The organism is Mesorhizobium sp. P5_C1, from assembly GCF_054049815.1.
Genome location: NZ_JBFULQ010000206.1, coordinates 1 through 9,242, shown reverse-complemented (window position 1 = coordinate 9,242; position 9,242 = coordinate 1). Strand labels below are relative to the sequence as shown.

The following is a 9,242-nucleotide window of genomic DNA, read 5'->3' as shown; positions in this document are numbered from 1 at the left end:
GTTCATAACGATGCCGGCAAGCGGCTGATTGACCTCGTGCGCGATCGAGGCCGTCAATTCACCCAATGTGGTGAGGCGTGTCACATGGGCGAGTTCCGCCTGGGCCTTCAGGACCTCGGTTTCGGCTCGCCTGCGCTCTGATATGTCCGTATTCGTTTCGAGAACCGCCAACGGTCTGCCGTCGGCATCCGTCTTCAGCGACCACCGGCTGGAAACGACAACGACGGATCCGTCGCGTTTCGTGTGCAAGAGCTCACCTTCCCAGCGGTTGGAGCTGAGCAGTTCCCGATTGATCTCGTCGAGCCTGGCTGGAAAGACCGTCTGCAGGAGTTGATGGGTGGACTTTCCCGCCGTGTGTTCGGCCGACCAGCCGTAAATGGCTTCTGCACCACGATTCCAATAGGAGATCAGACCGCCCATGCTGCGAACGAAAATCGCGTCATGCGTCAAATCGAGCAGTTGGGCCTTTTCGGATAGATCGGTCGAGGTCGACTGGTTTTTGAGCACCAGAAGGGCGGTAATGACAATGGTCGCGATGCTCATGACGCAGCGGCTGAGGGCGCCACCACTGGCTTCGTGTCCGTGAACAAGCCAGAAGCTCAGCACGGTGAGCCCAACACAGGCGAGCGAACACAAGACGATGCCACGCCTGCGAAACGCGGTGGACGCAAGCAAAACAACGACCACATAGAGGACCGAGACAGATCCCGCAAATGGATCAAGAGTATCGACGGCGAATATTCCGGCGGCAAGAAGGTTGGCAAGAGGCGCCACCAGCCGCGAATTGCTCGATGTTCGCGGAAATAGTCTATGCCGCATAAGATCTTTGCCCAGCTTCTGGTCGACGCTTGCGTGCTGATCGACCTCCGTGTCGCACCGATGTCCAGGTCCACCTTAAGCAGCGAAATCCTTTCTGCTTGTTCGAAATTGCGGTCGTCGGTGCCTGATTGCACCTTTGTCACGGCAAGCGCGTCGCGAACCAATCCAGGGGATCGAGCGACCCGTCAGCGCCACAGGCTTGAGAGCGAGCCTACAGCATCCGATCCGGCGGAAAGCATGCAGGCAAAACGCAACGCCCAAGCTCTGGCGGCGACACGATGGGTATGACGACACAGGCTCGGATGAGCCACGGCCACGATCATCGTGCGATTCAGCTATACCATGCGTCAACAGGAAAGACCGCGTCAGCGCCCGATCAATATCGTGTGCCGTGCGTGCCAAGCGGACACTCATGCGGTCCGTGGCCGAACCAATTCGCGCAGTCGAGAAGCCCACCGCAGCAAGGAATGAAGCAAAATGAGCATAGCCACCGATAAGATATCCCGTCGAACCATGTTGGCTGCGACAGCTGCTGGCGGCTTGCTCACGACGGCGACACTGGCCCAGGCGCAAAACGGTGACCCGCTAGCCAACGGCCGCGGCGGCACCAACCCCGGTCCGATGAATCCTTCCCGAATAGCCCAGAATCCGGACCTGATGATCCCACCGAGCACGGATGCGGGCAGCCTGCCGAACCTGCGTTTCTCGTTCGACGATGCCCATATCCGACTGTCTGGCGGCGGCTGGACCCGACAGGTGACCGCACGCGAGCTCGGCGTCTCCAAGGACATTGCCGGCGTGAACATGCGCCTGAATGCCGGCGGCGTGCGCGAGTTGCATTGGCACAAGGCCGCCGAGTGGGCCTATGTCCTCTACGGGAAAGCACGCATCACGGCAGTCGATGCCAATGGCCACAATTTCGTCGACGACGTCGGCGCGGGTGACCTTTGGTATTTCCCGCCGGGCATTCCACATTCGATCCAGGGCCTTGATCCAGACGGGACGGAATTCTTGCTGGTGTTCGATGACGGCGACTTCGACGAGGATAACACCTTCCTGCTGAGCGACTTTCTGAAGCACACTCCTCCCGAAGTGCTCGCCAAGAATTTCGGCGTTCCGGCATCGAGTCTTGCGAACGTCCCCGATCCCAGCGAGCTTTACATGTTTCCCGCGCCGGTTCCGGGGCCGCTCAGCGCAGACAAGATCGCGGGCGCGGTCGAGGTCCCGCAGAGCTTCAGCCACCGCATGACGGCACAGGCTCCGATGAGGATGAAACACGGAACGGTGCGAATTACCGACAGCGCCGTGTTTCCTGTTTCCAAAGCAATCGCCGCGGCCCTTGTCGAGGTCGAACCGGGCGGGATGCGCGAGCTGCATTGGCATCCGAATACAAACGAATGGCAGTACTACATCCAGGGCCAGGCCCGCATGGGCGTGTTCGCGGCGTCGGGCGAGGCCCGAACATTCGATTTCCAGGCCAACGACGTCGGCTACGTACCCTTCGCCATGGGGCACTACATCGAGAACACAGGCAATACGACGCTGCGATATTTGGAGGTATTCAAGAGCACCTACTTCGCCGATGTGTCACTAAATCAGTGGCTCGCCCTCACACCGCCGGAATTGGTCCGCGTCAGTTTGCGCGCCGACCCGCAGTTTCTGCAGGCCTTGCGTAAGGGGAAGTCTCCCATCGTGCCGACCTAAAGCGCGTCGCGTTGAACGGATCCAATCGACGCATCGTCCCAAAACCGCTGCGCACCCCGGTTCGAGAGCGAGCGTATGCTTTTGTGGTCCCTGCAAGTTGATGGCGAGGTAGCCGCCCAGCACCGTCAAAATAGCTGCGCCATGGCACACCGACGTCTCGATATTCACTTGCTTGAGTGATCTTTAAGCCAAGCGTGGGCGCCCTGAAGAGTTCTGAAGTCTTCCAGGCTTCGTGCTGGGATGTCGCGATACGCGCCGACTGCCATTTCGCTCAGCGCCCGCCCGGGCCCGAGTTCGAGGAAGGCCGTTGCGCCGCCTTCGACGCAACCCTGCAGGCAATCGGCCCATTGCACCGTTTGCGATATTTGCGCCGCCAGCTTGTCGAAACCTGCCTTGGTGTCGATGACAGGAGAGCCGTCGACTCCGCTCAAGACACGCGCGCCGTAAGTCGGAGAGCGCATCAGGCGAACATGGCACAGGCTCGCGCGAAACGCGGCAGACGCCCCGGCGAGTCGCCTCGTATGGGAAGCAACCTCCACAGGTAACCCGACAACCCTGGCTGCGTCCGCCTTCGCTTCGTCGGCAAGGGCTTCCAAAGTCGCGCGGCTCCCGCCGAGGACGAAGGCGTTACCCGGATTGACGATAGCGATTGCGGCATTGTGCCGTTCGCATAGTCTCTCGATGGATTTGCGGGAAAGGCCACGGACGAAAAGCAGCCCGTCTCCACCGGGGGAAGCAGCATCCATGGCTTCCGCCCGACGCGCGACGAGGTCCAGCGTATCGGTCGCGCTGAACAGACCTGCAACACCCCAAGCCGCCACTTCGCCGACGCTATAGCCGGCGACGGTCGGCCGGTCGGGCAGCGTGTCCCGCAGCGCCGCCGCGGCTGCCAGCGCCTGCAGCGAGCAGAGGATTTGCCCAATGCGGTTGCGGTGCAGGGCGTCGCCCGATCCGGTCCGCACGATCTCGCGCGGATCCCTGTCGCCGAGCAACGTTGCGGCATGGGCAAATAAACCGGCAGCTTGCGGCGCATCGGCGGTCAGGGCGAACATGTCCGGATGCTGCCGCCCCTGTCCGGAGCAGAGAATTGCAAGGACCATCGCCGCTATGGAAACATAATGGCGATGGCGATCGCCATCGTCACGATGCTCACGATGGTGCTGCCAATGACCATGGAGCCGACCGTCGAAGAGTCGAGCCGATAGCTCACGGCGAAAAAGATGCCGAAGAACCCTGCCGGCAGGGCAGCGAACAGGATCGCCGTCCTGGCGATCTCAAAGGGAACCGGTAGCAGGAGCACGATCGCGACCATCAGGAGAGGTCGAACGATGTCGGCCAATGCGGTCGCGCCCACGATCTTCCAGTTGAACTCGAACGATTGAGCCGACAAGACCAAGCCGGTCAGGAACAGCGCTACGCCGGCTGCGGCCTGCCCTATCACCATCAGACAGGCTTCGATGACAGGATTGAGCGTCACGCTGCATAGCGAGAGCAGGATTCCAAGCGCGGGGCCGACAACAATGGGTTTTGTCAGTGCGCGCCTCAGCGCGTCGAACATCTGAGCGCCTGGCGTCTTGACGGCGCCGTCCTCCTTCAGGCTGCCCATTTCGGCGACAACAAGTGTGATCGGAGTGACCAGGATCGAACCCGCGGCCATGGCAACGGCGACCGAGACCGGCCCCGTCGCTCCGAGCAGCGAGGATGCAATCGGAAGTCCGACACCGCCAAGGTTTGGGAAGGCAACGGTCAGAGCCTGCACCGAAGCGCCCACCTTGCCCGTCGCCAGAAAAAGCCGCGCGATGGAGTACCAGGCGAAATAGATGAGCAGCATGACCCCGCCGAAAATGGCGAAGAGCGGCGCCTGGACAAGCAGCTCGCCACGCGGGGCCGACGCGGTCGCCGCGAACAGCGATGCCGGCAGCGCGAAGCTCATGACGAGCGTGTTGAAGCCGTCGACATGATGGTTTTCGACGATGCCGAATCTTCCGGCTCCATAGCCGAGGGCCATCACGAAAAAGACCGGGGCGAGCGCCAGCAGGATTGTATTGGCCATCAGGCAAGCATCCTTTCCTGCGCGTCGACGAACAAGGTCATGGCAAGGAGGTCCGCTGAGCCCCCGGGACTGAGCCGACGGGCAACGAAGCTCCTATGCACAAAATGGGCGCGGTCTCGCCAGCCGGGTGCGCCGACGCCGCCCTGGTCGAGAAAGCGGCGCGCGGCTCGACGCGCAAAGCCGAGACCGGAGAGGCCGCCGCGGTGCAGCAGAGTGGTGTCCTCGACAACCGCAATGAGCGCGAAACATGTTTCGATGCGTTGGGCTTCGGCGTCGTCGGGAGCCTCAAGGACGCTCTTTCGCAGGGTGGGCAGGCCGACATGATAAATGCTGGGGAATCCGAGGGCAGCCTCGATCCGCGCACCACCAGCGCCGAAGCGGCGACGGGCCAACTGACCGTGGCTCTGCGGAACCATCGGTCCTTCGAGTATGCCGCGGGCCCACAGCCGCAGGACCACAGTTCCCAACGACAGCGTGGGATCCACCTGTCCGCCGATCCTGGCGCCGGCGGCCGCGCATAGCAGGCCCAATCCGAATATGGCGCCGCGATGCGTGTTGACCCCCATCGTCGCCGCAAGCATGGCTGCCTCGGCATCGAGGCCGATTTCCCTCAACGCGCCCATCGCGCAGCCAGCGGCGCCGGCTTCCGCCAAAGCCTGGAAGTACGGCCCGATGGCCGCGGCGCTGGCGCGAAATGTGCCGGCATCCATGTCTTCATGGCTGCCGGAATCGATGTGGCTTACAAGGCCCGGCTTGGGCCACGTCTCCAGCTCGTCGAGAAGGCAACGCACCGCGCTCGTGGCGATGGCCCCGGCATCCGGAAAACGTGGTACCAGCACCTTTGACGCAAGCGGCCGCTCCGTGCCGAAAGCAAGGGCGACGGTCACGATGGCATCCCTTCAGAAAGAAAAAGCTGGGCGTCGAGCAACGCCACATCACTGACGGTCTTGACCAGAACCTCGCGCGGGCCGGCGTGAAGCTCCCGCCAGTTCGCGGCCACGCCGTCATGGCGGATCAGCTCACCATCCAGCCGCATCGGCGCGGCCGCCTCGATCCGCGCCAGATCGGCGGTCAGGCGGCTAAGATCCGTGTCGCGATTGACCTGCAGCAGGAGGTCGAGATCGGAGCGGTCGGTCAGATAGTCCAATCCTGTGACGACAGCCAAGGCAAGGCTGCCGAACACCCTGGCTTCCACGCCATGCCGTGAGGCGATATCCTCAAGCTTGGCGAGCGTGGGTCGCCAGGCGCGTGGCGCCGACGGGCCGGCGGACCGCAGCGAGGGCGGCGGAGACGTCGACAGGATATCCTCGTGCCGCATGAGAAACGAAAATCGCTTCTTTCCGGCGAAGTACGGCAGCGCAAGGCCCAAAGGCACGCCATGCCCCTCACCCGGCATGGCACGTCGTCTAATGAGCGGCCRGCCTCTATCGACCCAACATGAGACGAGCGCGTTCGCGGCGCCATCGCTGCGTGTTAGCAACAGCGAATGCCACGCCGCCGGCCCGACGAATATCAGATCGTGACGCCGCATCGGCAGTTCACAGAGCTTGAAGTGCGAGTTCACGGACGCGCTCCGCGATGGCGTATGCCTTCGGCCGACCGCCGCGCTCMAAGCCGACCACATCTCGGCGGTCGCGCGCATCCGGCATGTCCGCCAGAAGTGTGTCCAGCTGCTCAGCCAGCGGGGTGGCCTCGTCCCAGGTGAGATGAACCGCGCCTGTCTGAGCAAGATTTCGCAAGCCCGGAGCAAACACCGGCGTGGACTTCGCCTTTTCCTGCAAAACCTCGATCGACAACTTCGTCACCCTGGCCATGGATGGCAGATCCATCACCGCCGGATCGGCGGACGGCAGCCCTACCAGCACGCGGGTGGCCAGCGCCGTGGCGAGAAGGGCGCCGGCTGCGGAGTGGCCGTAGAGAAGACCGATGGCGGGTCGCCCGTGCATATCCGCATAGATGAGGGACTTGGCGAGATGAGCTAGGAACTCGTTCAAACCCAAAAGCTCGTCCCGCTTGCTCATGCGCTGGCTGTCACTGTCCGCCAGGACGAGGATCGGGGCGTTTCCGCTTTCAACCGACGCCAGGACGTAGTTCGAAAGGCGGATGGCCTCGTCCACGCCGAGCGCGGTCCGGTCCGCGACGCCGATGACGAGCGCCCGGCCACCCGATCGCAGTGCGCCCGAACCAGACAGAACTCCGCCGCTGTTTTTCACGTCGTGGCCGTCGGGAAACAGCGAGGCGAGAATGTCATCGAGCGTCACGGCTGGACCTCCGGACTTTGTCAGCGAGAGCAATGAATTGGTCCGCGGGCAGCGCAGGAATGGAAACGGCGTCAGGAATACCCTCTGCCGTCCAGATATCGACCGCATCCGGACAGGCGCCGAAGCGCTGCAACCGATCTTCAAGGCGGGATTGCTCGGCCTTCAAAGTGTCGATGCCGAAGGCACGGATTGAACTGAGCAGCTCCAGCGCGGCGTCGCGAAAGTCCTGGACAGTATCATCGACGAAAACTTCGGCGCCGCCGAGGAGCCGGCGATGCTTGCCGCCCATGGTCCGCCAGACCAGCGCACGGTCACGGGAGTCGAACTCCTCGACACCGCGATTGGTCTCGATCACCTCGGGACCGGACACCGAAATGCGACCCTGCTCGGAGACCGCCAACGCCGAACAGCAGCCAGCGATCAAACCGCCGCCGCCATAGCATCCGGCCCGGCCGCCGATCAGCCCGATCACTTTCACACCTGCAGTTCGCGCTTCGATCACTGCGCGCATGATTTCGGCAATGGCAAGCTCGCCTGCATTGGCCTCCTGCAGGCGCACGCCACCCGTATCGAACAGGATCAGCACCGGAACAGACCCAATATCGCGCGCGGCGCGCAACAGGCCGGTCAGCTTCGCTCCGTGAACTTCCCCGAAAGCGCCGCCCATGAAACGGCCCTCCTGTGCTGCGACAAACACCGGCGAACCGTCGAGCCTGCCGAGTCCCACAACGATGCCATCGTCGAACTGCTCGGGAAGATCGAAGAGCTTGAGATGCGGACTGACCTCGCGCTTCTCCGGTCCGATGAACTCGACAACGCTTCCGGGATCGAGCAGCAGCCGGACCCGTGTCCGCGCCGAGGACTCGTACCAGCTTGCGGTGCGATCCAGTTCCACCGAAGACGTGGTTCTCTGTGTGTGAGAGGCGCTCATTGGTCGTCCTCCTCCATCAGCCGGGCCGCTTGCGCCAGCCTAAGGGACACGGTGTCGGGACGCGCTCCGCCGTCATTGATGGAGAACCGGAGCCCGCCAGGCGAATAGCCTTTGACGAAGTCTGCGATCACGGCATCCCACACTTCGCCGAAACCCGCCGCAGCAGTCCTGATCTCCACCAGGCATTCGGAGTCGGGGAGCACTCGTTCGGCCAGAACTTCGAGATTGCCGGACGCAACAACGCCGATGACGGCCAGTTTCCTTGTGCCGGCCGCGCGCTGGCGGGTGGCGTGGCGGAAGTTCAGGTCCTCCATCGCGGCTGTCCTTCTCACCAGTTGCGGAATCTTGAGGGCGGCGCGTAGAGCCCACCCGACCAATGGACAAGATCCTTGATGGAACGCGCCGCCAGCATGCTCCGGTCGGCGTCGAGCGGATTGATACCGATATCTTCAGGACGACGGATGGCACCGCGCTCGCGGAGGTGCTGGACCATCTTAGCGTCGCGGCCACGGCCGACGTCGGTGTATCCCGCCACCCCGCGGATCGCCTGCTCGCGCTCCCTGGCATCACGACAAAGCAGCAGATTGGCGATGCCTTCCTCGGTGACGATGTGCGTTACGTCGTCGCCGTAGATCATCACCGGCGCCAGCTCGAGATTCAGCCTTTCGGCGAGTTCCAGAGCATCGAGCCTCTCTACAAACAGCGGCACGTTCTTTTCGCCGAAGGTCTCGCCGATCTGCACGACCAGCTTGCGGCCACGGCGCAGCAGCGTTGACCCCTCGGGATCGGCTTCCCTGCCAGCCTGCAGCCAGGGCTCGCTCGGATGTCGCCGCCCGCGCGCATCAGAGCCCATGTTCGGCGCCCCGCCAAAGCCGGCGATGCGCGACGTGGTGACCGTGGAGGAATTGCCCTGAAGATCGATCTGCAGCGTCGAGCCTATGAACATGTCACAGGCATAAAGGCCGGCCGTCTGGCAGAAGGCCCGGTTAGAACGCAGCGAACCGTCGGACCCGGTAAAGAAGACGTCGGATCGGGCGCGGATGTACTCATCCATCCCGACCTCGGAACCGAAGCAGTGGATCTGCTCGACCCAGCCGGATTCGATGGCCGGGATCAACGCAGGGTGAGGGTTTAGCGCGAAATGGCTCGCCACCTTGCCCTTCAGTCCGAGTTTCTCGCCATAGGTCGGCAAGAGGAGTTCGATCGCAGCGGTGTTGAAGCCGATCCCGTGGTTCAATCGCTTGACGCCATAGGGCGCGTAGATGCCCTTGATCGCCAGCATGCCGGTCAGGATCTGCGACTCGGTGATAGCAGCGGGATCGCGCGTGAACAGYGGTTCGACGAAGAATGGCTTGTCGGCCTCGACAACGAAATGCACCCGGTCCCCCGGTATGTCGACGCGCGGAATCTTGTCGACGATCTCGTTCACTTGGGCGATAACGACGCCGTTCTTGAAGGCTGTGGCCTCCACGAC

Annotated in this window: 10 protein-coding genes; 1 reads left to right on the top strand and 9 read right to left on the bottom strand. The window is 62.9% G+C overall.

Features of this window, described 5'->3' with window-relative positions:
* On the bottom strand, positions 1 to 774 hold a 774-nt coding region (locus ACXJ7R_RS17325; RefSeq protein ID WP_457152905.1), incomplete at its 3' end, for a PAS domain S-box protein.
* Between the two features lie 522 nt (positions 775 to 1,296).
* Here ACXJ7R_RS17325 and ACXJ7R_RS17320 point away from each other — a divergent pair.
* Positions 1,297 to 2,523, top strand: a complete 1,227-nt coding sequence (locus ACXJ7R_RS17320) for an oxalate decarboxylase family bicupin (protein ID WP_457152904.1) — start codon at positions 1,297 to 1,299, stop codon at positions 2,521 to 2,523.
* A 164-nt stretch (positions 2,524 to 2,687) separates the two neighbouring features.
* Here ACXJ7R_RS17320 and ACXJ7R_RS17315 read toward each other — a convergent pair whose 3' ends face one another.
* From ACXJ7R_RS17315 to ACXJ7R_RS17280, 8 genes are all read right to left on the bottom strand, one after another.
* Positions 2,688 to 3,623: a malonate decarboxylase subunit epsilon gene (locus tag ACXJ7R_RS17315; RefSeq protein WP_457152903.1), complete on the bottom strand. Its 936-nt coding sequence runs from the start codon at positions 3,621 to 3,623 to the stop codon at positions 2,688 to 2,690.
* A 5-nt stretch (positions 3,624 to 3,628) separates the two neighbouring features.
* Positions 3,629 to 4,576 carry an AEC family transporter gene (locus tag ACXJ7R_RS17310; protein WP_457152902.1) on the bottom strand — a complete coding sequence of 316 codons (948 nt, stop codon included), beginning with the start codon at positions 4,574 to 4,576 and terminating at the stop codon, positions 3,629 to 3,631.
* On the bottom strand, positions 4,576 to 5,463 hold the full coding sequence (gene mdcB / locus ACXJ7R_RS17305; protein WP_457152901.1) for a triphosphoribosyl-dephospho-CoA synthase MdcB: 888 nt from the start codon (positions 5,461 to 5,463) through the stop codon (positions 4,576 to 4,578). The genes ACXJ7R_RS17310 and mdcB overlap by 1 nt, the downstream gene beginning before the upstream one ends.
* A complete protein-coding gene (gene mdcG / locus ACXJ7R_RS17300; RefSeq protein ID WP_457152900.1) occupies positions 5,460 to 6,140 on the bottom strand; it encodes a malonate decarboxylase holo-[acyl-carrier-protein] synthase in 681 nt (226 codons plus the stop codon). The genes mdcB and mdcG overlap by 4 nt, the downstream gene beginning before the upstream one ends.
* Positions 6,115 to 6,837, bottom strand: coding sequence for a biotin-independent malonate decarboxylase subunit gamma (mdcE, locus tag ACXJ7R_RS17295; RefSeq protein ID WP_457152899.1), 723 nt, complete (start codon positions 6,835 to 6,837; stop codon positions 6,115 to 6,117). The genes mdcG and mdcE overlap by 26 nt, the downstream gene beginning before the upstream one ends.
* The gene (locus ACXJ7R_RS17290; protein ID WP_457152898.1) at positions 6,824 to 7,768 is read right to left on the bottom strand and encodes a biotin-independent malonate decarboxylase subunit beta; all 945 of its coding nucleotides are present in this window, start codon (positions 7,766 to 7,768) and stop codon (positions 6,824 to 6,826) included. Before ACXJ7R_RS17290 ends, mdcE begins: the two co-directional genes overlap by 14 nt.
* Positions 7,765 to 8,082: a malonate decarboxylase acyl carrier protein gene (gene mdcC, locus ACXJ7R_RS17285; RefSeq protein WP_095089133.1), complete on the bottom strand. Its 318-nt coding sequence runs from the start codon at positions 8,080 to 8,082 to the stop codon at positions 7,765 to 7,767. The genes ACXJ7R_RS17290 and mdcC overlap by 4 nt, the downstream gene beginning before the upstream one ends.
* Before the next feature lie 14 nt (positions 8,083 to 8,096).
* Positions 8,097 to 9,242 (bottom strand): malonate decarboxylase subunit alpha (locus ACXJ7R_RS17280; protein WP_457152897.1); only part of this gene is annotated, 1,146 nt, incomplete at its 5' end.